Below are 25,025 nucleotides of genomic sequence, written 5' to 3' on the forward strand. Positions count from 1 at the left end.
ACCGAGACCTCGTGACCGAGACGGGTCCGCCCGCCACACCCGACGCGCCGCTGGTGCGTCGGGTGTGGCGTGCTGCCGCCTCGGTCGTGATGTGGCTCGGCGTCGCGGCGGCCGCGTGGCTCCTCTGGCCGACGAACCTCGGCGGGTGCACCACGCTGACCATCGTCTCGGGTGAGTCGATGGAGCCGACGTACCAGACCGGCGACCTCGTGGTCACGCGCTGCGGGCAGCCCGCGGTCGGCGACGTGGTCCTCTACGAGCCGGTCGACCAGGGCGGCGGCCGCATCATCCACCGCCTGGTCGGCGGCGACGGCGAGAGCGGCTGGAAGGTGCAGGGCGACAACAACACCTGGGTCGACCCGTTCGTCCCGACCGACGCCGAGGTGCTGGGCATCGCCCGGCTGCACGTCCCGAGGCTCGGCATGGTGGCGACGATCCTCGCGACGCCGTTCGTGTGGGGCTCGCTCCTCGTCATCGCGCTGGCCGTCCTCGTGTGGCCCCGCGGCGAGGACGACGAGGAGCCCGCCGAGGACGGCGCCAGCGACGAGCCGTCCGACGAGGCGTCCGACGAGGCGTCCGTCGATCCCGAGGCCGCTGCTGACCGTGAGCCCGCCGCCGACCCCGCTTACCCCGCTGCCCCTGCCCGCGCCGACCCGGCGCTCGCGACCGCAGGGCGACTGCCGTGACCCGCCGGATGCCGCGGCCGGGACGCCGGACCGCGCTCGCCGCCGTGGTCGGCGCCCTGCTGCTGGCTCTGGTCGGCTCCTCGCTGGCCCAGGCCTCGGCCGTCTCGATCACCACCCGGCTCAAGCCGTTCACCACGAGCCAGAGCCGCTGCACGTCCCAGGCCGTCGGCGTCACCAACGTGGCGATCGCGGGCCCGACCGCCCGCGTCGTGGTCAGCGGCCTCGACCCCGCGCGGTGCGCCGGCCAGCCGCTCGCGGTCACCGTGTACGACCCCGCCGTCACCACGTGGCCCGCCGCGCGCCGGCTCGAGGTGACCGGCGCCGTCAGCACGTCGACCGCGACACTGACGGCGCCCACCGGCACGTTCACCCCCGCCGCCGGGCTCAAGGTGCGCGTGACGGTCGGCGGCTGGGAGGTCCCGGCCACCTGGACCTACACCACGCCGATCCCCCTCGTCAGCTGCACGGTCCCGGGCAGCACGTCGGCCACCTGCTCCGCCACGATCACCACCGTGGCGGGCGGCAACCCGGGCGAGTACCTCAGGACCATCCGGGTCACCGGCAGCGAGCTCTACTTCACCAGGTGGCAGGTCACGCTCAACCTGTCGGACCCCGCCCTGCCGTTCGTCGCGAGGTCGCTGCTCGACGTCGGGTCCGACCTGGTGCTGATCGGCACCTCGGGATGCGACGCGAACCCGCGGACGGTCACGGTGGAGGGCTCGAGCTCCTGGGCGTACGACTACACGTCCCTCTGGGTCCCGCGGACCTTCCAGGTGCGCGGGTACGCCGCCAACCAGGCGACGCCCATGCTGCTGAACTGCCCCTGAGCCCTGCTCAGTCGAGCGGCGAGAGGTCCGGTCGCTTGGGGACGCGCTGGTCACCGGACGACCTGCCGCGCAGCCGGCGCGTCGCCCACGGGTAGACGTGGGCGCGCACCCACGCGGCGTCCTCGCGGGCCTTGCGCATCCGCGGCGTCGGCCGCAGGGGCGTGAGCGGGTCGTCCCAGTCCTCCTGGTCCGGGGCCAGACCCAGGCCGACGAGGGCCGCCTGCGCCACGCGGGCGTGCCCCTCGGTCGTCAGGTGGATCCGGTCCTCGCTCCACATCCGCCAGTCGCGCAGCGAGCGCATGCCCCAGACGTCCACCACGTACGCGCCGTGCCGGCGCGCAATCGACCAGATGTGCGAGTTGTAGATCCCGACGCGGCTGCGCGTCGCCCGCATCAGCGGGCTGTCGACCGCATCCATCCCGGTCGCGAGCAGCACGTCCACCCCGGCCCGCCGCAGCCGGACGACGGCGTCCTCGAGGTTGCGGGCCATCCGGTCGACGTCGGCCGAGGGCCGCAGGGTGTCGTTGCCGCCCCCGACCAGGCTCACCAGGTCGGGGCCCAGCGCGAGCGCGGCGGGCACCTGCTCGACCAGGATCGGCCGCAGCAGCCGTCCGCGGATCGCGAGGTTCGCGTACTGCAGCGGCGGCTCGCCCGCGGCGGACCGGCGCGCCGAGAGGTGCGCCGCGAGGAGGTCGGCCCACCCGCGCTGCGGCGCCTCGGGGCCGTCCGGAGAGTCCCACAGGCCCTCCGTGAAGGAGTCGCCGAGCGCAACGTACCGGGACCAGGGCGGGGTCTGGTTGCTCACCGGGACATTGTGCCCGTGCGCACGGACTCCTCAACCGGGACCTCCGCCGACCGATCGACGGGGGTGAGGACCCTGCCCCGGTGACGGGACGGGGTGCGTCGCAGCGAACGTGCTGCGACGCCGGCGACCCGCAGGATGCAGGCGACGCCTCCACGCGCAGGACCGCGCCCATGGAGGGGAGCGTCATGACGTCGACCCGTTGGCGGGTGCGACCGCCGTCCGAGCGCCTCTTCTGGGCGAGCTCGCTCGCGGCGCTCGCCGTGGCGGGCATGCTGGCCGCCGAGCGCTTCGCGGACCAGACGGTGGTCCCGGGGGCCGCGGGATCCGGCTGCGACGCCGCGAGCGTCGACTGGGGCTACGAGGTCGAGCTGAGCCCCGGCACGGGCTCCTACTCGCTCGCGGGGGCCCGCTTCGACCACGTGCCGGAGGGGTGCGCCGGGCAGCAGGCGGTGATCTTCTACCGCGACGACGAGGAGGTGCAGCACCGGTCCAGCGTGGTGCTGTCCCCGGGCGTGGTGGACCACCTGGACCGGGACGTGTGGACGGCGCACACCCTGACCGCCGCGTCCTGGGGCATCGTCGCGGGGACCTGAGGGCCGCGACGGCGCGGCAGCGCAGGAACAACGCAGGAACAGCGCAGGGCTCAGGGCAGGGACCAGTCGACGGGGTCGGCCCCCTGCGCCACCAGGAGCTCGTTCACGCGCGAGAACGGCCGCGAGCCGAAGAAGCCGCGGCTGGCCGACAGCGGGCTCGGGTGCACGCTCTCGACCGTCGGCACGGCGCCCAGCGCAGGCTTCAGCGCCTGCGCGTCGCGGCCCCACAGCACCGCGACCAGCGGCCCGCCGCGCTCGACGAGGGCGGCGATCGCCCGGTCGGTGACCGCCTCCCACCCGCGGCGGCGGTGGGACGCCGGCTCACCCGGCCGGACCGTGAGCACCCTGTTCAGCAGCATCACGCCCTGGTCGGCCCACGGCGACAGGTCCCCGCTGCTGGGCGGCGCCACGCCCACGTCGGCCACGAGCTCGGTGAAGATGTTGACGAGGGAGCGGGGCAGCGGCCGGACGTGCGGCTGCACGGAGAACGACAGCCCCATCGGGTGCCCCGGCGTGGGGTAGGGGTCCTGTCCCACGATCAGCACCCGGACGTCGGCGAGCGGTCGGCGGAACGCTCGCAGCACCGCGTCACCGGCCGGCAGGTACGCGCGACCGGCGGCCACCTCGTCGCGCAGGAACTGGCCCGCGGCGCGCAGCTGCGGCTCGACGGGGGCGAGGGCGACGGCCCAGTCGGGCGCGACGAGCTGGTCGAGGGCTGCGGCGTTCACGTCGGCGAGGCTACCCAGTGGCGGCGGGCGCCGTCGGCGCGCGGCACACGGGGGACGACGCGCCGACCGTAATGACAGCCGTGTCATTACCGCCGTACGATGGCGCACGTCGCACAGACCCGTCGGGTGTGCGGCACGAGAGCAGCCGCGAGAGAGCACTGGAGGACGCATGGACGCCGCGACGATCACCATCGGATCGCTGCCGCAGGCCGGCGCCCGGTCCGAGGGCCACGCGGAGCACGGGCTCACTGGGCAGGGGCGCACTGGGCACGGGCTCTCCGAGCGCGACGAGCAGGTCCTCGCCTTCGAGCGGCAGTGGTGGAAGTACGCGGGTGCCAAGGAGTCGGCGATCCGCGAGCTGTTCGACATGTCGGCCACCCGGTACTACCAGGTGCTCAACGCCCTCATCGACGACCCGGCGGCCCTCGCGCACGACCCCATGCTGATCAAGCGCCTGCGTCGGATGCGCTCCTCGCGGCAGCGCGCCCGCACCGCCCGCCGCCTCGGCGACTCCTGATCCGGCGACGGCAGCGGACGTCGTCGCACGTGACACGGCACGTGCCCGCCCCTGGGTGGACCCGGGTCCGCCGCATGAGCCGTTAGCCTGTCCGCCGTGAGCAAGGCGGAGTACTCCTATCCCGAGGACGAGTTCGACGTCCCCTCGAATCCCGACGTCCCCCGCGGGGTCCATCGCGCACCGCGGTCGGCGTGGAGCAGGTGGTGGCCGTTCGCCGTCGTTCTCGTCGTCGCTCCGGTGCTCGCGTTCACCCTGGTGAACCTGGCGGCGCGGGACGGCAACCTCCCGGCACTCCCCGGCACGTCGAACCCGGCGGTGGAGCCGTCACCCGAGGCGCCGACCGAGGGCGAGACCGCTGCGGAGACGCCGCCGGTCGAGGAGCCCGTCGCGCCCCAGCCCGTCATGGACACGCCGATCGTCGTGCTCAACGCCGCCGGGATCGGTGGCCTCGCCGCGGAGCAGGCGGAGGAGCTCACGACCGCCGGCTTCACCGCGGTCACCACGGGCAACATCGAGGCGACGACGGACGACTCGGTCGTCTACTACGCCTCCGAGGACCAGAAGGTGACGGCGGACCTGGTGGCGCAGACGCTCGGGGTGGCCACCGTGACGGCCGGCGCGCCCAACGGCGGCACCGCGATCACCGTCGTCCTGGTCACGGACCCGGACGCCTGACCGGAGCGCCCGACCGGGACGCCTGACCGGGACGCCTGACCGCCCTGACTCTGCGCCTCACCCGGCGGCGTCGGGTCGGGACTCCAGCGCGTCGAGCGCGAGGAGCACGCACGCGGCGCTCCAGCCAAGAGGCGCCACCGCCGCGGGCGAGCCGTCCGCGAGGACCTTCTCCGGCAGCGACCCCGACGGCGTGCGGTGCTCGTCCAGGAACGTGAGCCACCCCTCCGCGCGCTCCCGGTCCCCGTTCTCGGCCGCGACCCAGGCGTACAGCGAGGTCTGGGGCGTCCACGAGACGCCGTCCTGGCGCCAGCCCGCACCCGGCGCGAGCCCGTTGGCGGGACGCAGCATCGTGGTCGCGGACGCCCGCCACGCCTCCTCGACGCCCGGCACCGCGGTCGTGACGAACGGCGGCAGCAGGAACGCGCTCGCCGCGTCGGCGTGGCCGCCGACCGCGTACCGGGCGAACCCGGTGCCGCCGAACGCGCGGACCACGGCGGCCTGGGTGCGGACCGACGCGTCCCGGGCGTCCCGGGCCAGCGCGTCGTCGCCGGTCAGCACGAGCAGCTCGGACGCCTGCTGGAGGCCGGCGACCAGCGGCGCCACCGTGCCCAGGGTCAGGGAGTCCTCGGGCACCTCCCAGTAGTCGGGCGAGGCGGGCGGCAGGCCGTCGTGCGCGACCAGGTCCATCGCGTGGCGGGTGGAGCGCTGCAGGAGGGGGCGCAGCCGGGTGGCCGCCGCGGCGCGCTCGCCGGGGTCGGCGATCTCCGCGAGCACGAGGCCGGCGGACCACAGCGCCCAGCCGGTGCCGTCCGTCTGGATGCCGCGCTCGTCCGGGGGCCCGGAACCGTCCGGGAGGTACCGCGCCTGGAAGGAGCCGTCCGGAGACTGCACCCGCTCCAGGAAGCCGAGGATCTCCAGGGCGTCCGGGACGTGGCCGGTCCGGGCCAGCGCCACGGCGACGAACGACGCGTCGCGCGGCCAGACGTACCGCCACTTCTGCGACCACGCGGCGACGGCCGCGCCGTCCGGGAGCTGGAGCGTGTGCAGGTCGAGCAGCGCCGCGCGCGCCATGTCCTCGTACGGCCCGCCGAGGCCGGGGACGGTGCCGGAGGCGAGCCAGGCGCGCTGGCGCTGCGCGACCGTGGCCGCCGCGCTCGCCGTCGCGCCGTGCCCCGTCCACGGCGCCCCGGCGACGACCTGCTGGAGGGTCCTCGCCGCGGGGTCGACCACGTGCGTGCCGGGCAGGAACGTGGCGTCGGTGCCGACCGCGAGGGGTACCCGCAGCCCCCCGGGGAACGTGGTCAGGCCCTCGAGGTACAGCGGGATCGTCGCGTACGCGGGGTTGGGCGGGCCGAAGACGGCCGCGGTGGCGGGGGGCGCCGTCGCGAGCGCCCCGGTGGGGACGGTGGCGACGAGCGCGGTGGTCGCCGCCACGACGAGCGCCGTGCCCACCAGCCCACCGGCGCGGCGGGACCGGTGCAGGTGGCGCGCGCGGCGCACGGGCACGACCGTCCCGCGGGCACGCCGAGCGGCAGTGACCGCGCCCACGTCGTGATGGTGCACACGCGCACGATAGCGGCCGCGGGGCCGGCGCAGGCCCTGCTCTGGGCGAACGCTGCTTGCACTCTCGGGGGTCGAGTGCTAACCATTGGACTTAGCACTCTCCGGTGGAGAGTGACAGAATCACCACGGCCGTCCGGTGAGGGCCGTCGCACGCGGGACAAGACCGCGGGTGGCGCGTCCGTCCGTCGCGGGCACCGTCGGCCGAACCGAACCCAGTGAAGGATCACAGCCCCATGGCCAAGATCATTGCCTTCAACGAGGAAGCCCGTCGCGGCATCGAGCGGGGACTGAACATCCTCGCCGACACCGTCAAGGTGACCCTCGGCCCGAAGGGCCGCAACGTCGTCCTGGACAAGAAGTGGGGCGCCCCCACGATCACCAACGACGGCGTCTCCATCGCCAAGGAGATCGACCTCGAGGACCCCTTCGAGAAGATCGGTGCCGAGCTCGTCAAGGAGGTCGCCAAGAAGACGGACGACGTCGCAGGCGACGGCACCACCACCGCCACCGTGCTCGCCCAGGCGCTCGTGCGTGAGGGTCTGCGCAACGTTGCCGCCGGCGCCAACCCGATCGCGCTGAAGAAGGGCATCGAGAAGGCCGTCGAGGCCGTCACCGCTGCCCTGCTCGCGCAGGCGAAGGACGTCGAGACCAAGGAGGAGATCGCCGCCACGGCCGCCATCTCCGCCGGCGACCAGGCGATCGGCGACCTGATCGCCGAGGCGCTCGACAAGGTCGGCAAGGAAGGCGTCATCACCGTCGAGGAGTCCAGCGCGCTGGGCCTCGAGCTCGAGCTCACCGAGGGCATGCGCTTCGACAAGGGCTTCCTGTCGGCGTACTTCGTCACCGACCCGGAGCGCCAGGAGGCCGTCCTGGAGGACGCCTACGTCCTGCTCGTCGAGTCGAAGATCTCGAACGTCAAGGACCTGCTGCCGCTGCTGGAGAAGGTCATCCAGGCCGGCAAGCCGCTGTTCATCGTCGCGGAGGACGTCGAGGGCGAGGCCCTGGCCACGCTCGTCGTCAACAAGATCCGTGGCCTGTTCAAGTCGGTCGCCGTCAAGGCCCCCGGCTTCGGCGACCGCCGCAAGGCGATGCTGCAGGACATGGCCATCCTCACCGGCGGCCAGGTCGTCTCCGAGACCGTCGGTCTCAAGCTCGACACGGTCGGCCTCGAGGTCCTCGGTACGGCGCGCAAGATCGTCGTCACCAAGGACGAGACCACCATCGTCGAGGGTGCGGGCGACAACGCCCAGATCCAGGGCCGCGTCTCGCAGATCCGTGCCGAGATCGAGAACTCGGACTCGGACTACGACCGCGAGAAGCTCCAGGAGCGCCTCGCCAAGCTCGCCGGCGGCGTCGCCGTCATCAAGGCGGGCGCGGCCACCGAGGTCGAGCTCAAGGAGCGCAAGCACCGCATCGAGGACGCCGTCCGCAACGCCAAGGCGGCCGTCGAGGAGGGCATCGTCGCCGGTGGTGGCGTGGCGCTCATCCAGGCCGGCAAGACCGCGTTCGAGGGCCTCAAGCTCGAGGGCGACGAGGCGACCGGTGCTGCGATCGTGAAGCTCGCGATCGAGGCCCCGCTCAAGCAGATCGCCATCAACGCCGGTCTCGAGGGCGGCGTCGTCGCCGAGAAGGTGCGCAACCTCCCCGTCGGTCACGGCCTGAACGCCGCGACCAACGTCTACGAGGACCTGCTCGCCGCGGGCGTCAACGACCCGGTGAAGGTCACGCGCTCCGCCCTGCAGAACGCGGCGTCCATCGCCGCACTGTTCCTGACCACCGAGGCCGTCGTGGCCGACAAGCCGGAGCGCAACCAGGCCCCGGCCGGTGGCGGCGGTGGCGAGGACTTCGGCGGCGGGTTCTGACCCGCAGCTGACATCGCTGAGGGGTCATCCCCAAGCAGAGAGCGGGCCGGTCACCTTCGGGTGGCCGGCCCGTCCTGCTGTCCCTGCCTGCGGAAACGCGCCTCGTGACGCCCTCGGGCATGGCACCATCTCGACGTGCTCGACCGCCGGGCGCGCCGATCCCAGGAGTGCAGAGTGCCCCACCCAGCCCGCACGACGGTCCGGACGTCGCTGTCCGCGGTCCTCGCCGTGCTCGCGTGCGTCGCGTGCAGCCCCGACGAGCCGCCGGTGCCGCCGCAGACCGACCGCCCGAGCGCCAGCCCGACGCCCGCCGCCGCGGACCCGGTGACGGCGGAGGTCGTGCTCGGGGGCGAGCCGATGTCCCTCGAGATCGGCCCGGTCGCGGTCACGGACGACGTCGGGGTGCTGCGGATCGCAGGTCCGGCCGACGCGCAGCTGCAGACCGGTCTCTGGGACGTGTTCATCTCGTCGAGCCCCGGCGCGAACGGTGTGCGACTCGTGGACCTGGCGGAGGGGACCGTCGCCACGCCGGCGCGCACGGCGAACGACAGGGCACTGGCCACGTGGGTGATGTCCGTGGGTGGCCCCGCGACGGACGCCGCCGCCGAGGCCGCGGGTGAGGAGACACAGGTGCAGTACGTCGCCTTCGCGGCGCCCACCACCGCGACCGTCGGCGTGCTGCTTCCCCATGGCGGCGGCCTGGTGCAGGGGGTGCCCGTCACCGAGGCGGAGGACGCTGGGGTGCTCACGATCCCGGTGTCCGAGATCCATGAGGATGCCGTGGCGACGGCGCCGGTCGCCGCCCTGGACACGTACAGCGAGTCGGCCGGCGGGCAGGTGCGGACCCGGAGCACGGAGGAGACCGTCACGGTGGCCATCGGCTCGGACGTGCTCTTCGGCGTCGACTCGGCCGACCTCGGGCCGCAGTCCGACGCTGCCCTGACGGCCGCCGCGCAGCAGGTCGCCGCGTACGACGGGGGATCCCTCGCGGTCGTCGGCCACACCGACGACGTCGCGGACGACGCCTACAACGAGGCCCTCTCGGAGCGCAGGGCGCAGGCCGTGGCGGACCGGCTCGCCTCGATCGCCGACCTCGGCGCGTTCGACGTGTCGGTGGAGGGCCGCGGCGAGAGCGAGCCGGCCGCCCGCGGGACGTCGGACCAGGAGCGCGCGGTCAACCGGCGGGTCGAGCTGGTGCTGACCACGCTGCAGGAGCAGGCGACGCAGACCTCGGAGGCCCCGGCGGGCACGCTGCCGGAGACGACCGGACCGGTGGCCTCCGGCGAGGGCACCGTGACCATCGACTCGGGCAACGGCGTGCCGGTCGACATCGGGGTTCGTGAGGTCCGCCGGGTCGGCAGGTTCCTCGTGGGGAGCGTGGAGGTCAGCAACACCGCGGGCGCGCAGAAGGCGGACGGCTCCCTCTTCTCGGCCGGCCCGTGGGGCGCCCGGGGCTCGCTGGACGCGGCGCTGCTGCAGGCCGCCACGAACCTCACCCTCGTGCACGGCGAGCAGCGGTTCTACCCCGTCGACTACCTGGTGGGCGAGGAGCGTCGCTCCCCGCTCGCCGACCGCATCGTCGACGGACCCGAGCCCGGCACGACGATCCGGGTGACGGTGGTCTGGCCCGACCCCGGGACGGAGTCGGTGGTCGTGGACTCCCCGGCGCAGCGCAAGGAGTTCACGGACACGGTCTCCATCGACCTGGGGGTGCAGCCGTTCCGGATCACCGACGTGCCGGTGGTCGAGGAGTCGTAGGGCTCACTGCCGGTAGCTGGACAGGAAGTTGCCCATGCGCTCCACGGCCTCGGCCAGGACCCGCGCCTCCGGCAGCGTGACGATGCGCAGGTGGTCGGGGGTGGGCCAGTTGAAGCCGGTGCCCTGCACCAGCAGGATGTGCTCGCTGACCAGCAGGTCGTAGACCAGGCGGGCGTCGTCGCGGATCTCGTGCACGTCCGGGTCGAGCCGCGGGAACAGGTACAGGGCGCCGTCGGGGCGGACGCAGTCGACCCCGGGGATCGAGGTCAGCCCGCGCCACGCGACGTCGCGCTGCTCGTGCAGCCGGCCGCCGGGCGCGACGAGTGCGTCGATGCTCTGGATCCCGCCGAGCGCGGCCTGCACCGCGTGCTGGGCGGGCACGTTGGGGCACAGCCGGGTCGAGGCGAGCAGGGTGATGCCCTCGAGGAACCCGGCCGCGTGCTCCCGCGGGCCCGTGACGACCATCCAGCCCGACCGGTAGCCGGCCACGCGGTACGTCTTGGACAGGCCGTTGAACGTCAGGCACAGCAGGTCGGGGGCCACCGCGGCCATGGGGATGTGCTTGGCGCCGTCGAACAGGATGCGGTCGTAGATCTCGTCGGACAGCAGCAGGAGGCTGTGCTCTCGGGCGATCGCCGCGATCCCCTCCAGCACCTCGCGCGAGTAGACGGCGCCCGTGGGGTTGTTCGGGTTGATCACGACGATCGCCTTGGTCCGGGGGGTGACCAGCGACCGGATGTGCTCCAGGTCGGGCTCCCAGCCGGCGGACTCGTCGCAGCGGTAGTGCACGGGCACCCCGTCGGACAGCGAGGTCATCGCGGTCCACAGGGGGTAGTCGGGCGACGGGATGAGCACCTCGTCGCCCTCGTCTAGGAGCGCCTGCATGACCATCGTGATGAGCTCGGAGACGCCGTTGCCCAGGTAGACGTCGTCGACGTCGATCTCCGGGAAGCCGGGTTCCGTCTCGTACCGCGTGACCACGGCGCGGCGGGCGGACAGGATCCCGCGCGAGTCGGTGTAGCCGTGCGCGTGCGGGATCGCGGCGATGACGTCGCGCACGATCTGGTGCGGGGCCTCGAACCCGAACGCGGCGGGGTTGCCGGTGTTCAGGCGCAGGATCGTGTGGCCCTCGGCCTCGAGCCGGACCACCTCGTCCAGGGCGGACCCCCGGATCTCGTAGAGCACGTTCTTGAGCTTCGACGACTGGTCGAGGGGGCGCAGGTGCGGCATCCGTCGAGGGTATCTCCGGCACCGTGACGCAACCGGGACCGGTCCGAAACAGACCGTTTACGGGGGCCGACCCCTCCCGGAAACACCCCGTCCCTAGGTTCATCACCCATGGGCACAGGGATGTATACAGCGCGGGACACAGCGCGGTGTCGCGTGCTGCCCGGGGCCCGAGTCCGGCACTGCCCCAGAGCTTCCCTCAGCGAAAGGCATCTCCGTTGACCAGATTCCGCACGCGCGCTCTCGCCCTCCCGGCGGCCGCCCTGGCCGTCACCCTCGGCGTCGCCGGCTGTGGCGCCCGCACCTCCGACGACCCGGGCGCCGACAGCTCGGCGTCGTCGGCGTCCTGCGTCGACACGTCGGGCGACACCGTCAAGATCGGCTTCCTCAACTCGCTGTCCGGCACCATGGCGATCTCCGAGCAGACGGTTCGGGACTCCCTCGACCTGGCCGCCGAGGAGATCAACGCCGGCGGCGGCGTGCTGGGCAAGCAGCTCGAGATCGTCGCGGAGGACGGCGCCTCCGAGCCCACCGTGTTCGCCGAGAAGGCCGAGAAGCTCATCTCGTCCGACTGCGTCGCCGCGGTGTTCGGCGGCTGGACGTCCTCGTCGCGCAAGGCGATGCTCCCCGTCTTCGAGGCCAAGGACTCCCTGCTCTTCTACCCGGTCCAGTACGAGGGCCTGGAGGCGTCGCCGAACATCTTCTACACGGGCGCGACGACCAACCAGCAGATCCTGCCCGGCATGGAGTACCTCAAGGAGCAGGGCAAGACGAAGGTCTTCCTGGTCGGGTCCGACTACGTCTTCCCGCGCACGGCCAACAAGGAGATCGTCGCCTGGGCCGGTGCCAACGACGTCGAGATCGTCGGTGAGGAGTACGCCCCGCTCGGGCACACCGACTTCGCCACGATCGTGAACAAGCTCAAGGGCTCGGGCGCCGACGCGGTGTTCAACACCCTCAACGGCGACTCCAACGTCGCGTTCTTCAAGGAGTACAAGAACGTCGGCCTGGCCGCGGACACGCTGCCCGTCGTCTCGGTGTCCATCGCCGAGGAGGAGGTCGGTGGCATCGGCATCGACAACATCGTCGGCCAGCTCACCGCGTGGAACTACTACCAGACGGTCGAGAGCCCCGAGAACACCACGTTCGTCCAGGCGTTCAAGGCCAAGTTCGGCGACGACCGCGTGACGTCCGACCCGATGGAGGCGGCCTACACGTCGCTCTACCTGTGGAAGGGCATGGTCGAGAAGGCGGAGTCGTTCGACGTCGCCGCCGTGCAGGAGGCCGCCGACGGCGTGACCTTCGACGCCCCCGAGGGCACGGTCACGGTCAACGGCGACAACCACCACATCGCCAAGACCGCGCTCATCGGCAAGATCGGCCCGGACGGGCTCATCTACACCGAGTGGTCGTCGGACGGCCCCATCGAGCCCGACCCGTTCCTCGAGGGCTACGACTGGGCCGAGGGCCTCTCCTGACACCGGGTGACCCGGCGCCCGCGGTGGGCGCCGGGTCACCACCCCTCTCTCACAGGAAGGACGGGTCCGGATGGACGCCCTCGTCTCACAGCTCTTCGCGGGCCTCAGCCTGGGCTCGGTGCTGCTGCTCGCGGCGCTCGGCCTGGCGCTGACGTTCGGTCAGATGGGCGTCATCAACATGGCGCACGGCGAGTTCATGATGGCCGGCGCGTACACGGCGTTCGTCGTGCAGAAGGTCGTCGCCGACGCGGGGGTGTCCCTGCTGGTCTCGCTCCTCATCGGGTTCCTCGTCGGCGGTCTGCTGGGCCTGGTCCTGGAGATCACGCTCATCTCGCGGATGTACACGCGGCCGCTCGACACGCTGTTGGTCACGTTCGGCGTCGCGCTGGTGCTCCAGCAGCTGGCCCGCGACGTGTTCGGCGCCCCGAACGTCGACGTGCGTGCCCCCGCGTGGTTGTCCGGCGCGGTGCAGATCCTGGGCGTCGGGATCCCCAGGACCCGGCTGTTCATCCTGGCGCTGGCCCTGCTGTGCGTGCTCGCCCTGTCCCTCGTGCTCAAGCTCAGCCCGCTCGGGCGTCGCATCCGCGCCACGGTGCAGAACCGCGACCTGGCCGAGACGTCCGGCATCTCGACGCGTGCGACCGACCGGCTGACGTTCTTCGTCGGCTCCGGCGTGGCCGGCGTCGCGGGCGTGGCGCTCACCCTGCTCGGGTCGGTCGGCCCGACGCTGGGCACCAACTACATCGTCGACGCGTTCCTCGTGGTGGTCGTCGGCGGCATCGGCCAGCTCAAGGGCGCCGTGATCGCGGCGTTCGGCCTCGGGCTGCTGCAGGCCGGCTTCGAGTACTCGACGACCGCGAGCATCGCGAAGGTCCTGCTGTTCGTCGTCATCGTCGCGTTCCTGCAGGTCCGGCCGCAGGGACTCGTCTCGGTGCGCACGCGGAGCCTGGCGTGACCGGCCTCTGGAAGCACCCGCGGGTGCGGCTCTGGGGTGGCCTGGCGATCGCTGCGGTGCTGCTGTTCGGTGCCGCGCCGGCGCTGCTGTCCGACTTCCGGCTGAACCTGCTGGCCAAGTTCTGCTGCCTGGCCATGGTCGCGGTCGGCATCGGCCTGGCCTGGGGGCGCGGCGGGATGCTCGTGCTCGGGCAGGGCGTCTTCTTCGGCCTCGGCGGCTACCTGATGGCCATGCACCTCAAGCTCTCCGACGCCGGCCCCGGTGGCGTGCCCGACTTCATGCTCCTGTACGGCGACGGCACGGTGCCGAGCTGGTGGGAGCCGTTCCGGGACCCGGTCGTGACGATCGTGGCGATCCTCGTCCTGCCCGCGCTCGTCGCGACCCTCCTGGGGCTCGCGGTGTTCCGGCGGCGGGTCCGGGGCGCCTACTTCGCGATCCTGTCCCAGGCGCTCGCGGCCGCGTTCGCCATCCTGCTGGTGGGCCAGCAGAAGGTCACCGGCGGCACCAACGGGCTGAACGGCTTCCGGTCGTTCTTCGGCTTCACGCTGTCGGACCCGGTGAACAAGCGGATGCTCTACTTCATCGCGGCGGGCGTGCTGCTGGCGATGGTCCTGGTGGTGCGGCTCGTGATGAGCTCGCGCTACGGCGAGCTGCTCGTCGCGGTGCGCGACCAGGAGAACCGCGTCCGCTTCCTCGGCTACGACCCCGCGCTGGTCAAGGTGGTCGCGTACGCGATCGCCGCCTGCTTCGCGGCCATCGGCGGTGCCCTGTTCACGCCCATCGTCGGGATCATCTCGCCCGCCGACGTGGGCGTCGTGCCCTCCATCGCGTTCCTGGTCGGCGTCGCGATCGGCGGCCGGGCCACGCTGCTCGGGCCGGTGCTCGGCGCGATCGGGGTGTCGTGGGCCGAGACGACGCTGTCCGAGTCGTTCCCGTCGTTCTGGATCTACTTCCAGGGCGCGCTGTTCATCCTCGTCGTCGCGTTCCTGCCCAACGGGCTCGCGACGATCGGCAGCCTGCTGCGACGACGACGCGCCCGGGACCCGGAGACCGCGCCCGACCCGGCGCCCGCCACCCTCGAGACTGCGGGGACACCCTCATGACCGGATCGCTGGACCCCGACGCGCTCGAGCAGGTGATCGCGTCCGACGAGTCCCGGTTCCGCCACGACTACCTGGAGATCCGCGACCTGCGGGTCGTGTTCGACGGGTTCGTCGCCGTGGCCGGGGTCGACCTGACGGTGACGCAGGGCGACCTGCGGTTCCTCATCGGCCCGAACGGGGCCGGCAAGACCACGATCGTCGACGCCATCACCGGGCTCGCGCCGGCCACCGGGTCGATCAGGTTCGGTGGGGTCGACCTGCTGGGCAAGCCGTCGCACAAGGTGGCCCGCGCCGGGGTCGGGCGGACGTTCCAGACCGCCAGCGTGTTCGACGAGCTCTCCGTGCTGCAGAACCTCGACATCGCGGCCGGGGCCCGCCGGTCCGGCCGGGTGCTGATGCGTCGGCGGTCCGCGGTGCCGGAGGCCGTCGAGGCGGCGCTCGAGACGGTGGGTCTGACACACCTGCGGGACCAGCCCGCGGGCGTGCTGGCGCACGGGCAGAAGCAGTGGCTCGAGATCGGGATGCTGCTGGTGCAGGACGCCCGGCTGCTGCTCCTCGACGAGCCCGTCGCGGGCATGAGCCACGCCGAGCGCGAGGAGACCGGGCTGCTCCTGCAGCGGATCGGTGCCCAGCGCACGGTGGTGGTCGTGGAGCACGACATGGAGTTCCTGCGCAGCTTCGCCTCGTCGGTGACCGTGCTCCACCAGGGGTCGGTGCTGAGCGAGGGGACGGTGGCGCAGGTGCAGGCGGACCCGAAGGTGGTCGAGGTGTACCTGGGCCGCGGTGCGGGTTCTCGAGGAACAGGGGTCTCGGATGCTTGAGCTCACCGGCGTGCACGTCGGCTACGGGCGCACGGCCGTGGTGCACGGGGTCGACATCGCTGTGGCCGACGGTGGCGTGACCGCGATCATGGGCCACAACGGCGCCGGCAAGACGACGCTGCTGCGGGCTGCCGTCGGGCTGCTGCCGGTGCGGAGCGGACGCGTGACGCTCTTCGGCGAGGATGTCTCGCGGCTGCGACCGCACCAGCGGGTCCGCCGCGGGCTCGCGTACGTGCCGCAGGGCCAGCAGTCGTTCGGGCAGCTGACCGCGCGGGAGAACCTCCAGCTCGTCGTGGACGGCGCGGGGTCGGCCGGGGCGTCGCGCATGGCGGACGCGCTGGACCTGTTCCCGGCGCTGCGCGACCTGCTCGGGCGGCGCGCGGGCCTGCTGTCCGGGGGGCAGCGCCAGCAGCTCGCCATCGCCCGCGCGCTGCTCACCGGGCCACGGGTGCTGATCCTCGACGAGCCGACGGAGGGCATCCAGCCGTCCGTCGTGCAGGAGATCGAGGACGCCATCGGCACCCTCACCCGGGCCGGCGACCTGTCGGTGCTGCTGGTCGAGCAGCACGTCGGGTTCGCGCTCGCGGCGGCCGGTCAGTACTACGTGCTCGAGTCCGGCCGGGTGACGCGCTCCGGTGCCGGCGGCGCCGACCAGGAGGCCGACGTGCGCGCGGCGATGGCCCTGTGAGAGAGGTCTACGCTTCGTGACCATGAGCACGGGCGGGACGACGGAGCTGCCGCAGGACCCGCGCCCCCTGCGCGACGTCGTCTACCAGCGGCTGCGCGACGAGATCCTCAACGGCCGCATCTCGCCGCGGGAACGGCTGACCGAGCCCAAGCTCGGCAAGCTCTTCGAGGTGTCCCGGACCCCCGTGCGCGAGGCCCTGTCGCGGCTGCTGTCCGACGGGCTCGTGGAGCGGACCGACTTCGGGTACGCCGTCGTCGTGCCCAGCTTGGAGGACCTGCGCAACCTCTACGAGCTGCGGATCACCCTGGAGCTGCGCGGGATCGGCCGGGCGATCGAGAACCCGCAGGTCCGCCACGACGAGGACCTGCTGCGGGCCGAGCGGGACAGGTGGGCCGAGCTGCGCGACGCCCCGCCGGAGCCTGACGCGAGCTTCGTGCTGTTCGACGAGGGGTTCCACCAGGTGCTCTCCCGCTCGTCCGGCAACACCCAGCTGACCGGCGCGCTGGTCACGGTGAACCAGAAGATCCGGGCGGTGCGCATGCACGACTTCGTCGAGCCGGACCGCATCACCGCGACCATCGACGAGCACCTCGAGATCCTCACGCTGGTGCTGGCGCGCGAGCTGCCGTCGGCGCTGACCGCCCTGCACAAGCACGTGGGGGAGTCGCTGGAGGTCGTCATGGAGCGGGCGACGCGCTCGATGACGCGCATGGCTCTCGCGGGCTGACTAGCCGCCGACGTCGGTGCAGTCCGTCCCGCTGTAGCAGACGGGTCGGTCCGGAGGTGGGGGAGTCGGCTTCGGGACGGTCGTGCGGAGCCGGTCCAGCGGGATGATCCCGTCGCGGTGCGGGGGTCTGGGCGGGTCCGTGGGCGAGATGCTCGCGCTGCACGGCGTCTGCTCGGAGGTGATGGTGCCGGGCCGCTCCTGCGTCGCCGGTTCGATGGTGACGTCGAGGCAGACGCTCGCGTGCACCGTCCTCGGCCAGATGATGCCCAGCTCCGCCCTCACCTCCAGGCCGACCTCGGCACGCGTCTGTCCGTCCTCGTCCATCGCGACGAAGAAGAATGTCGGCCCGGTCTCCCGGTTGAGCTCGTTGAGGGCGCGCAGACCGTCGCTGTGGGGGTGCCGACTCCGGAGCTCGCCGACCCGGTCGTGCAGGCTCGCCCTGCTCGACGTCAGCGCCTGCGACAGCGCGCGGTCCTCGGGGTCCATCGCCCACACCCGTTCGGCCTCGGCGAGGGTCCGGGCGGCCCACAGCGCCGCGGCCCCGACCAGCAGGGTCGTGGTCACGATCACGACGCGTCGGCGCGTAGGTCCTCGTCGTAGCTCCATGCGTCTCCCGTTGTCGTCCGGCCCGATCACGATGTCGTACGCGGATCACGTAACGGCCACGGCGAGGCAACGATGCGGGCCTGCTTGCCGCAGCCTGACGTGGGAAGCAGGTGTAACGCAGCGTTTACGCGCGGGCGCGGGGTGAGAAACACAGCGTCCCTACGGTGCCGGATACCGGGGTGTATACATCCCGCGCCGGGCGCTCTACGGGGTGGCCGGTCCACGCTCGCACCCGGGGGACTTCGTGTTCGACACCCTGCTCGTGGCCAACCGTGGCGAGATCGCCGTCCGCATCCTGCGCAGCGCGCGCGAGCTCGGCCTCAAGACCGTGGCGGTCTACTCGGACGCCGACGCGGCCGCCCCGCACGTGCGCCTGGCCGACGTGGCGGTGCGCCTCGGGCCCGCGGCGGCGGGCGAGAGCTACCTGCGGCCGGAGCTCGTGCTCCACGCCGCGGCCGAGACCGGCGCCGGCGCGATCCACCCGGGCTACGGCTTCCTGTCCGAGAACGCGCAGTTCGCCCGCGAGGTCGAGGCAGCCGGCATCGCGTTCGTCGGACCCACGCCCGCGCAGCTGTCGGTGTTCGGTGACAAGCACCGGGCGCGCGAGGCGGCGCAGGCGGCGGGGGTGCCGCTGGTCGCGGGCAGCGGGCTGCTGGGATCGGTCGACGAGGCGCTCGCGGCGGCGTCCGTGGTGGGCTACCCCGTCATGGTCAAGGCCGTCGGCGGCGGCGGGGGGATCGGCATGCAGGCGTGCGCCGACGCCGACGAGCTGGCGGCCGCGTTCGCCCGGGTGCAGCGCCTGGCCGCGGCGAGCTTCGGCAGTGCCGGGGTGTTCCTGGAGCGGTTCGTGTCCCGCGCGCGGCACCTGGAGGTGCAGGTGTTCGGGGACGGTGCCGGGCGGGTGGTGAGCCTGGGCGACCGGGACTGCTCGCTGCAGCGTCGCAACCAGAAGGTGGTCGAGGAGGCCCCGGCGCCCGCCCTGCCCGACGAGGTCCGCGCGATGCTGCACGAGTCGGCCCGTGCGCTGACCTCGTCGGTGCAGTACCGGTCCGCGGGCACGGTCGAGTACGTGTACGACGTGGACCGCGGCGAGGCGTCGTTCCTCGAGGTGAACACGCGCCTGCAGGTCGAGCACCCGGTGACCGAGGCCGTCACGGGTGTCGACCTGGTGGCGTGGATGCTGCAGCTGGCCCAGGGCGATGCGTTGTTCCTGGACGGGCTCCCCGACGCGGGGCCCACGATCGAGGGGCACGCCGTCGAGGTCCGCGTGTACGCCGAGGACCCCCGCAAGGACTACCAGCCGAGCGCCGGGCTGCTCACGGAGGTCGTCTACCCCGACGACCCTGCGGTGCGCGTGGACGCCTGGGCCGAGACCGGTCAGCAGGTGACCAGCCACTACGACCCGATGCTGGCCAAGGTCATCGTGCACGCCCCGGACCGGGCCGCGGCGTTCGCGGCGTCGGGTCGCGCGCTCGCGGGCACGCGGTTCACCGGCGTGCAGACCAACCTGCCCCTGCTGCGCGAGGTCGTCGGCCTGCCGGAGGTCCTGGCCGCCGAGCACACGACCGGCACGCTCGCGGGCGTGACCGACGACGAGCCGTACGTCGACGTGGTGCGACCGGGGGTCATGACGACGGTGCAGGACTGGCCGGGCAGGCTCGGGCTCTGGGACGTCGGGATCTCACCGTCGGGTCCGATGGACGACCTGTCGTTCCGGCTGGGCAACCGCGCGCTCGGCAATCCCGAGGGTGCCCCCGGGCTGGAGTGCACGCTGACCGGTCCGCGCCTGCGGTTCAGCCACGAGACGGTGGTCTGCGTGACGGGTGCGCCCGCGCCGGTGACCGTCGACGGGTCGCCGGTGCCGCAGTGGGAGCCCGTGACCGTGCCCCCCGGCGGCGTCCTCGACGTCGGCGCACCGCACGACGCCGGCCTGCGCACCTACGTGCTGCTGCGCGGAGGGCTCGACGTCCCCCTCTACCTCGGGTCGGCGTCGACGTTCTCGATGGGTGGCTTCGGCGGGTACACGGGCCGCGCGCTGGCGGTGGGCGACACGCTCGTGCCGGGGATCCCGTCGGGGCCCGAGCCGGTCGCCGTCCCGGACGAGGTCCGCCCGGAGCTCGTGCACACGTGGGAGGTCGCGGTCCAGGAGGGCCCGCAGCCGGCGCCGTCCTACTTCACGCCGGCCGACATGGAGATGTTCTACGCCGCGACCTGGCAGGTACAGACGCACGCCAACCGCACCGGGATCCGGCTGACCGGGCCCAAGCCGCAGTGGGCGCGCCCGGACGGGGGCGAGGCGGGGCTGCACCCGTCGAACCTGCACGACAACCCGTACTCCGTCGGTGCGCTCAACGTCTCCGGGGACACCCCGATCCTGCTCGGGCCGGACGGCCCGAGCCTCGGCGGGTTCGCCTGCCCGCTGACCGTGGTGGTGGGCCACCGCTGGAAGATGGGTCAGATCCGCCCCGGGGACACGGTCCGGCTGGTCCCCGTGCCGGAGGCGACCGCGGACGCGCTGCGCACCGACGACGTCCTGCGTGCCTCCGCGCACCTGGGGCCGGACGTGCTCACGGGCCCGGACGGCGACGACGGCGTGCTCGCCCGGGTGGTCGGCGGCACGGGCTCGCCCGACGTCGTCTACCTGCGCGGCGGCGACGACAACGTGCTCGTCGAGTACGGCCCGATGGTCCTGGACCTCGGCCTGCGCATGCGCGTGCACGCGCTGAGCGAGGCGCTCCGAGCCTCCGGCGCCCCCGGGGTCGTCGACATCACGCCCGGCGTCCGCAGCCTGCACGTGCATGTCGACCCGTCGCGGATCTCCGTGCGGGCGCTGGTCGAGGTGCTGGTCGGTCTGGAGGCGTCGCTGCCCGCGACGGAGGACCTGGTGGTACCCAGCCGGCGCATCCACCTGCCGCTGTCCTTCGACGACCCCGTGATCGCGGAGGCGGTCGCGCGGTACCAGGCCGGTGTCCGGCCGGAGGCGCCGTGGCTGCCGTCGAACATCGAGTTCATCCGCCGGATCAACGGCCTGCCGTCGGTCGACGACGTGTTCGACACGATGATGGCCGCCGAGTACCTGGTGCTCGGCCTGGGCGACGTCTACCTCGGTGCCCCGCTGGCCGTCCCGCTGGACCCCCGGCACCGCCTCATGACCACCAAGTACAACCCGGCCCGCACGTGGACCGCGTCCGACACGGTCGGCCTGGGCGGTCAGTACCTGTGCGTCTACGGGATGGACTCACCCGGCGGCTACCAGCTGGTGGGCCGCACGGTGCCGATCTGGTCCGGACACCGGCAGCGGGGGGTGTTCGAGCCCGGCAAGCCCTGGCTGCTGCGGTTCTTCGACCGCGTGGTGTGGCACCCGGTGAGCGCCGACGAGCTGCTCACCCAGCGTGAGGCGTTCGCCGCCGGGCGGCTGGACGTCGAGGTCGAGCACGGCACGTTCTCCTACCGCGAGCACCTGGCGCTGCTCGCCGAGCACGCCGACGACATCGCCGAGTTCCAGGCCCGGCAGGCCGCCGCGTTCGCCGAGGAGCGGACCGCGTGGGCCCTCGCGGGCGAGCTGGACGCGACGGAGGACCCCGAACCGCCCGCGCTCGAGGTCGCCGCCGGGCCGGGGCAGATCGAGCTGCTGGACGGGTGCGTGCTGGTGGAGGCGCCGATGGTGGGCAGCGTCTGGCGGGTCGAGGTCCGGGCCGGTGAGCAGGTCACGGAGGGGGACCTGCTGGTCGCCCTCGAAGCCATGAAGCTCGAGCTCGGGGTCGTCGCCCCCGCGGGCGGGACCGTGCTCGAGATCCTCGTCGAGCCGGGGCAGCACGTCGCACCCGGGACCCCCCTGGCGATCCTGGCGGTGGGTGCGTGACCGGCACCACGACCGACGGACGCACGAGCCCGACCAGCGCAACGGGCCCGACCAACGCGACGGCCACGATCCCCGCGACGGGCCCAGCCCCGGCCACCGGCGCGACAGGCCCGACGAGCCCGGCCGTCGGCGTTGCCGAGGCGCGCGTCCGCGCCGCCTACGCCCGCATCGAGGAGGTCGACCGCCCCGAGGTCTGGATCGCGCTCGTCCCCTCGGCGGTGGCGCTCGCGGACGCCCGCGCGGTCGACGCCCGGCTCGACGCCGGCGAGGTGCTCCCGCTGGCCGGCCGCACGGTGGCCGTCAAGGACAACATCGACGTCGCGGGCCTCCCGACGACGGCGGCGTGCCCGTCCTACGCGACCGCACCCGGGGGCCGCCCCGGACCGGCCGCGGCGAGCGCACCCGCGATCCAGGCACTGGTCGACGCCGGTGCCGTGGTGCTCGGCAAGACCAACCTCGACCAGTTCGCCACCGGGCTCGTCGGCGTGCGCAGCCCGTACGGGGCGGTGCGGCACGCCACGCTCCCGGACCGGGTCTCGGGCGGTTCCAGCTCCGGGTCCGCGGTCGCGGTGGCGCTCGGCATCGCCGACATCGGGATCGGGACGGACACCGCCGGCTCCGGCCGGGTGCCGGCCGCGTTCGGTGGACTGGTGGGCATCAAGACGACGCTCGGCCTGGTGCCGACCACGGGCGTGGTCCCCGCCTGCCGCACCTACGACGTGGTCACGACGTTCACCCGCGACCTCGCGCTCGGCGTGCGTGCCACCCGGACCATGACCGGCGCCGACCCGCTGGACCCCGGCCGACGTCCGTGGCCCGTCGACGTGCGCCTCGCCCTGCGGTCCGCGCCCGTGGTGGCGGTCCCGCGCGACGAGGACCTCGCGCCGCTGTCACCGGGGTGGCGTGCCGCGTTCACCGCCGCCGTCGCCGCCGTACGGGGGGTCGGTGCACAGGTCAGGACGGTCGACATCTCCGCGATGCTGGCGGCGGCGCGGCTGCTGTACGACGGTGCGATCGTCGCGGAGCGGTACGAGGCCGTCGGGGCGTTCCTGGCCGACGCGCCCGACGCGGACCCGACCGTGCGTGCGATCATCCTGGCCGGCCGGGACACCCCCGCGCACGCGTACATCGACGACCGTGCGCGCCTGGCGGTCGCCAAGCTCGAGGCCGCGGCGGTCCTGGACGGGTGCGACCTGCTGCTGCTGCCGACGACCACGGAGCACCCCACGATCGCCGCGGTGCGAGCCGATCCCGTGGGCATCAACCGGCGCCTCGGCACGTACACCAACTTCGTCAACCTGCTCGACCTGGCGGCCGTCGCGATCCCGGCGGGTGAGGCGGACGGTGGACCGTTCGGCGTCACGCTCGTCTCCCGGGCGTTCGAGGACCAGCTCGGCCTGGACCTGGCCGCGCGGCTGCTCGGTGCCGAGGCCCCGCCGGTGGTCGACGGTGGTGTCGACGTCCTCGTGGTCGGCGCCCACCTGCGCGGCCAGCCGCTGAGCTCCGAGCTCGAGGAGCTGGGCGCCCGGTTCGGTCGCACGGCCCGCACGTCCGACGCGTACCGCCTCGTCGCGCTCGACACGCAGCCGCGCAAGCCCGGGCTGCTGCGCGTGGGACCGGGTGGCGGTGCGCCGATCGTGGGCGAGGTCTGGCGGCTGTCGCCCGGGGCGCTGGGCACGCTGCTGGCCGGGCTGCCCGCGCCCATGATGCTCGGCCGGGTCGAGCTCGAGGACGGGTCCTGGGTGGTCGGCTTCGGGTGCACGGTCGAGTCGGGCGCCGCCGGGAGCGACATCACCGCGACGGGCGGCTGGGTCGAGGCGCTGCGCCGGGGGCTGTGACCGGGACGGCGAGCCCTCCGCTGACCCACGACCCCCGCTGACCGACGACCCCGCTGACCCACGACCCCCGCTGACCCACGACCCCCGCTGACCCACCACTCCGCAACGTCCGAGGATGTGGCTGCTCCGGCGACCACATCCGCGGACGTTGCTGTCGTCGGAGGCGTTGCTGCTTTGAGGGCCCGGGCGCCGGTCGGGCTAGCGGTCGCGTGCCGGTACCCGGAGGCCGGAGGCCCGCAGCCGGCGGATCAGCTCCTTGGCGCCGACCAGCTCCGCGCCGAGCGCGACCAGCTCCTCGATCCGGTGGTCCGGCACGTCGTAGTGGTCGTGGTCGAAGCCGCGCGCAGGGATGCCCGCCCGGGCGGCGAACGCGTGCAGCTCCTCCAGCGAGGTGTCGCTGACCAGATGGCCCCACAGCATGCCGTGGTTGGGCCACATCGGAGGATCCACCAGCACGGTCACCGCCCGAGCCTAGGCACGGCGCCCGCACGGTCACACGCTGAACAGCCGTGACGCCTGCGACTCGGCCTCGGCGTAGGTGCGGGCCGCCGCCTGCATCGCCGCGACGATCTGCTCGAGCGAGGCGTCGAGCCGGGCCTCGGTGGCCGACCAGTCCGCCAGCACCCCGGTGAACGCCGTGGCCGCGGCACCGCGCCACGACGCCTGCAGGTCGGCGAGCTGGCGGTGCATGGCCGCGACCTCGCTGCGGATCGTGCCGGCGCGCGCCTGCACGCTCGCCGCCGCCGTCGCGACCTGTGCGCTGTCGACCTCGTACCTGGTCATGTGACCTCCGTGGATCGGGGGCCGGGCGGTCCCGGCTCATGGCGCAGGACGCTAGGACGCCCGCCACGTCGGCGAGCGTCGGCACGGCTCCGACGGGGGAGAAGGAGTGCGCGGGCGCGGGCTGTGGGCGGCTCGACGCGGTCAGGTGCGGCTGGTGCTCGATCCCTCGGCGGTGCCACGGTCGGTCTTCGCCGCGGACGCCTCGGCGGCGGCGGTCGCCGCCGCGGCGTCGATTCCCCGTAGCTCCTTCTCCAGCCGCTGCAGCTCGCCGGAGAGGTTCTGCCGGGCAGCCTCCTCCCAGGCGGACCCGAGCGGGCTGACGAACAGCGACGGCCGGGCGAGGAGCTTGTGGATGATCCGCAGACGCGCGCGCACGTAGTCCTCGACGGGCAGGTGCGAGTACTCGGTCCGGATGTCCTGCACGTACGCCTTGTACTTCTGGGGCTCCGTCGCGAGCATCGCGAGGTCGGCGTCGCACAGGACCGCGCAGTCGAAGTCGGCGGGGTCGGGGGCGTGCCGGACCAGGGCGACGACCAGGTCGTGCACGCGCTGCGCGCGCGCCTCGGGGACGCCGAGCGTCAGCAGCTCGTCGTAGGCGAGCCGCGCGCTGGCGATCTCGTCCTCGCCGCCGCGGTTGGCGTACGCCTTGCGGTCGGCGGCGTCGAAGATGGCGCCGTGGTACCAGGCGGCGAGGCGCACGACGTCGGGCTGGTGGGTCTCCTCCACCAGCTCGTCGACGTGCACGAGCACGTCGACCAGGTGCTTCAGGTTGTGGAACGACCGTCCCGGCGAGCCCCACCGGTCCACCAGGGCCTGACCGGTGTCCCGGATCTGCTCGGTCGGGGCGGTGGCCCCGGCTGCGACGGCGCTCCGCACGAATGCGGACAACAACCACTGCGGTGCGTCATGGACGCCCATGGATC

23 protein-coding genes are annotated in these 25,025 nt (G+C 73.3%); 15 read left to right on the plus strand and 8 right to left on the minus strand.

Annotation, left to right across the window (positions count from 1 at the left end; translation table 11 throughout):
* The first annotated feature begins 11 nt into the window (after positions 1 to 11).
* Positions 12 to 686, plus strand: a complete 675-nt coding sequence (locus KG102_RS02045; RefSeq protein ID WP_208289553.1) for a S24/S26 family peptidase — start codon at positions 12 to 14, stop codon at positions 684 to 686.
* Complete coding sequence (locus KG102_RS02050; protein WP_208210120.1) at positions 683 to 1,513, plus strand: hypothetical protein; 831 nt, start codon at positions 683 to 685, stop codon at positions 1,511 to 1,513. The genes KG102_RS02045 and KG102_RS02050 overlap by 4 nt, the downstream gene beginning before the upstream one ends.
* Positions 1,514 to 1,520: 7 nt before the next feature.
* Here the strand turns inward: KG102_RS02050 and KG102_RS02055 are convergent, their stop codons facing one another.
* Complete coding sequence (locus tag KG102_RS02055) at positions 1,521 to 2,318, minus strand: SGNH/GDSL hydrolase family protein (protein ID WP_208289552.1); 798 nt, start codon at positions 2,316 to 2,318, stop codon at positions 1,521 to 1,523.
* Between the two features lie 185 nt (positions 2,319 to 2,503).
* Here KG102_RS02055 and KG102_RS02060 point away from each other — a divergent pair, with 185 nt between their 5' ends.
* Positions 2,504 to 2,911 carry a hypothetical protein gene (locus KG102_RS02060; RefSeq protein ID WP_208210118.1) on the plus strand — a complete coding sequence of 136 codons (408 nt, stop codon included), beginning with the start codon at positions 2,504 to 2,506 and terminating at the stop codon, positions 2,909 to 2,911.
* Positions 2,912 to 2,961: 50 nt separating this feature from the next.
* Here the strand turns inward: KG102_RS02060 and KG102_RS02065 are convergent, their stop codons facing one another.
* On the minus strand, positions 2,962 to 3,639 hold the full coding sequence (locus tag KG102_RS02065) for a uracil-DNA glycosylase (RefSeq protein WP_249667433.1): 678 nt from the start codon (positions 3,637 to 3,639) through the stop codon (positions 2,962 to 2,964).
* A 169-nt stretch (positions 3,640 to 3,808) separates the two neighbouring features.
* On the opposite strand from KG102_RS02065, the gene KG102_RS02070 reads away from it, so the two are divergent.
* Positions 3,809 to 4,156 (plus strand): DUF3263 domain-containing protein, encoded by a 348-nt coding sequence (locus KG102_RS02070; protein WP_208210116.1) that lies wholly within the window; start codon positions 3,809 to 3,811, stop codon positions 4,154 to 4,156.
* Positions 4,157 to 4,252: 96 nt separating this feature from the next.
* Positions 4,253 to 4,831, plus strand: coding sequence for a LytR C-terminal domain-containing protein (locus KG102_RS02075; RefSeq protein WP_208210115.1), 579 nt, complete (start codon positions 4,253 to 4,255; stop codon positions 4,829 to 4,831).
* A gap of 57 nt (positions 4,832 to 4,888) precedes the next feature.
* Here KG102_RS02075 and KG102_RS02080 read toward each other — a convergent pair whose 3' ends face one another.
* Positions 4,889 to 6,379: a glycoside hydrolase family 15 protein gene (locus KG102_RS02080; protein WP_208210114.1), complete on the minus strand. Its 1,491-nt coding sequence runs from the start codon at positions 6,377 to 6,379 to the stop codon at positions 4,889 to 4,891.
* A 248-nt stretch (positions 6,380 to 6,627) separates the two neighbouring features.
* Here KG102_RS02080 and groL point away from each other — a divergent pair, with 248 nt between their 5' ends.
* Both groL and KG102_RS02090 read left to right on the plus strand, forming a co-directional pair.
* Entirely contained in the window at positions 6,628 to 8,256 is a 1,629-nt protein-coding gene (gene groL, locus KG102_RS02085; protein WP_208210113.1) for a chaperonin GroEL, read from the plus strand.
* Positions 8,257 to 8,430: 174 nt separating this feature from the next.
* The gene (locus tag KG102_RS02090; RefSeq protein ID WP_208210112.1) at positions 8,431 to 10,014 is read left to right on the plus strand and encodes an OmpA family protein; all 1,584 of its coding nucleotides are present in this window, start codon (positions 8,431 to 8,433) and stop codon (positions 10,012 to 10,014) included.
* Between the two features lie 3 nt (positions 10,015 to 10,017).
* Here KG102_RS02090 and KG102_RS02095 read toward each other — a convergent pair whose 3' ends face one another.
* On the minus strand, positions 10,018 to 11,244 hold the full coding sequence (locus KG102_RS02095) for a pyridoxal phosphate-dependent aminotransferase (protein ID WP_208289551.1): 1,227 nt from the start codon (positions 11,242 to 11,244) through the stop codon (positions 10,018 to 10,020).
* 215 nt (positions 11,245 to 11,459) lie between these two features.
* Between KG102_RS02095 and urtA the strand changes: the two genes are divergently transcribed.
* The 6 genes from urtA to KG102_RS02125 all read left to right on the plus strand — a co-directional run bounded on the left by urtA (position 11,460) and on the right by KG102_RS02125 (position 17,013).
* Entirely contained in the window at positions 11,460 to 12,719 is a 1,260-nt protein-coding gene (gene urtA, locus KG102_RS02100; RefSeq protein ID WP_208210110.1) for an urea ABC transporter substrate-binding protein, read from the plus strand.
* A gap of 70 nt (positions 12,720 to 12,789) precedes the next feature.
* A complete protein-coding gene (gene urtB, locus KG102_RS02105; RefSeq protein ID WP_208210109.1) occupies positions 12,790 to 13,674 on the plus strand; it encodes an urea ABC transporter permease subunit UrtB in 885 nt (294 codons plus the stop codon).
* Complete coding sequence (urtC, locus tag KG102_RS02110) at positions 13,671 to 14,777, plus strand: urea ABC transporter permease subunit UrtC (protein WP_208289550.1); 1,107 nt, start codon at positions 13,671 to 13,673, stop codon at positions 14,775 to 14,777. The genes urtB and urtC overlap by 4 nt, the downstream gene beginning before the upstream one ends.
* Positions 14,774 to 15,598 (plus strand): urea ABC transporter ATP-binding protein UrtD, encoded by an 825-nt coding sequence (urtD, locus tag KG102_RS02115; protein ID WP_208289549.1) that lies wholly within the window; start codon positions 14,774 to 14,776, stop codon positions 15,596 to 15,598. The genes urtC and urtD overlap by 4 nt, the downstream gene beginning before the upstream one ends.
* Complete coding sequence (gene urtE / locus KG102_RS02120) at positions 15,591 to 16,286, plus strand: urea ABC transporter ATP-binding subunit UrtE (RefSeq protein ID WP_208289548.1); 696 nt, start codon at positions 15,591 to 15,593, stop codon at positions 16,284 to 16,286. Before urtD ends, urtE begins: the two co-directional genes overlap by 8 nt.
* Positions 16,287 to 16,308: 22 nt before the next feature.
* On the plus strand, positions 16,309 to 17,013 hold the full coding sequence (locus KG102_RS02125; RefSeq protein WP_208210105.1) for a GntR family transcriptional regulator: 705 nt from the start codon (positions 16,309 to 16,311) through the stop codon (positions 17,011 to 17,013).
* Here KG102_RS02125 and KG102_RS02130 read toward each other — a convergent pair whose 3' ends face one another.
* Positions 17,014 to 17,577: a hypothetical protein gene (locus KG102_RS02130; protein WP_208210104.1), complete on the minus strand. Its 564-nt coding sequence runs from the start codon at positions 17,575 to 17,577 to the stop codon at positions 17,014 to 17,016.
* 286 nt (positions 17,578 to 17,863) lie between these two features.
* Here KG102_RS02130 and uca point away from each other — a divergent pair, with 286 nt between their 5' ends.
* On the plus strand, positions 17,864 to 21,481 hold the full coding sequence (uca, locus tag KG102_RS02135; RefSeq protein ID WP_208289547.1) for an urea carboxylase: 3,618 nt from the start codon (positions 17,864 to 17,866) through the stop codon (positions 21,479 to 21,481).
* Positions 21,478 to 23,319 carry an allophanate hydrolase gene (gene atzF / locus KG102_RS02140; protein WP_249667434.1) on the plus strand — a complete coding sequence of 614 codons (1,842 nt, stop codon included), beginning with the start codon at positions 21,478 to 21,480 and terminating at the stop codon, positions 23,317 to 23,319. The genes uca and atzF overlap by 4 nt, the downstream gene beginning before the upstream one ends.
* A 198-nt stretch (positions 23,320 to 23,517) precedes the next feature.
* On the opposite strand, the gene KG102_RS02145 is transcribed toward atzF, so the two are convergent.
* The 3 genes from KG102_RS02145 to KG102_RS02155 all read right to left on the minus strand — a co-directional run bounded on the left by KG102_RS02145 (position 23,518) and on the right by KG102_RS02155 (position 25,020).
* Positions 23,518 to 23,781: a DUF4031 domain-containing protein gene (locus tag KG102_RS02145; protein ID WP_208210101.1), complete on the minus strand. Its 264-nt coding sequence runs from the start codon at positions 23,779 to 23,781 to the stop codon at positions 23,518 to 23,520.
* Positions 23,782 to 23,811: 30 nt separating this feature from the next.
* Entirely contained in the window at positions 23,812 to 24,102 is a 291-nt protein-coding gene (locus tag KG102_RS02150) for a WXG100 family type VII secretion target (protein ID WP_208289546.1), read from the minus strand.
* Between the two features lie 141 nt (positions 24,103 to 24,243).
* Entirely contained in the window at positions 24,244 to 25,020 is a 777-nt protein-coding gene (locus KG102_RS02155) for an HD domain-containing protein (protein ID WP_208210099.1), read from the minus strand.
* Between the last annotated feature and the right edge of the window lie 5 nt (positions 25,021 to 25,025).

Source organism: Cellulomonas fengjieae, assembly GCF_018388465.1.
GTDB classification, from domain to species: Bacteria; Actinomycetota; Actinomycetes; order Actinomycetales; family Cellulomonadaceae; genus Cellulomonas; species Cellulomonas fengjieae.